The organism is Micromonospora sp. HK10, from assembly GCF_000982955.1.
Taxonomy (GTDB): domain Bacteria; phylum Actinomycetota; class Actinomycetes; order Mycobacteriales; family Micromonosporaceae; genus Micromonospora.
Window position 1 is genome coordinate 1 of sequence record NZ_KQ058871.1, and the last position, 736, is coordinate 736.

Genomic DNA, 736 nt, shown 5'->3' on the forward strand with positions numbered 1-736 from the left:
GACGCTCTGGCCCGCACCCAGCTGGCGCAGCCCAAGACCGGCCCCGAACGCGCAGCACTGCAAATGCGACTGACCGCCCGCCGTGCAGCCGTCGAGGCCGCCACCACCGCTCAACGGCAACTCCACGCCCTGATCGTTACCGCCCCGGAGGCGGTCCGATCCCGGTTCCGTGGACAGAACACCCGCGCGATGATCACCACCGCCGCTCGGCTGCGACCCACCACGGCCAGCGGCGACGTCGAGGTCACCACCGCGTTGACGGTGCTACGCGACCTCGCCCGGCGCATCCGCACCCTCGAAACCGAAGCCGCCGCCCACGAAACGGCAATCCTCACCATCGTCCGTTCCTGGCGTCCCGACCTGCTCACCCTCACCGGCGTCGGACCGATCGTCGCGGCCACCGTCCTGACCGCCTGGTCCCACCCCGGCCGCTGCCGCAACGACGCCGCCTTCGCCATGCTCGCCGGCGTCGCCCCGATTCCCGCCTCGTCCGGCAAGACCATCCGCTACCGCCTCAACCGCTCAGGCGACCGCCAACTCAACCGCGCCCTGCACACCATCACCCTGTCCCGACTGCGCTACGACCAACCCACCCGCGCCTACGCCGACCGCCGCCGTGCCCAAGGCAAAACCGACCGCGAGATCAAACGCTGCCTCAAGCGCTACATTGCCCGAGACCTCTACCGACGCCTCGAAAACCCGTCCCAACCACTTGACGCGTCATAGGAGCGTCCCC

The 736-nt window shown here is 70.0% G+C and carries 1 protein-coding gene; it reads left to right on the plus strand.

Annotated features, from left to right (window positions below):
• Positions 1–726 (plus strand): transposase (locus tag LQ51_RS24610; protein WP_046569612.1); only part of this gene is annotated, 726 nt, incomplete at its 5' end.
• Positions 727–736: the final 10 nt, after the last annotated feature.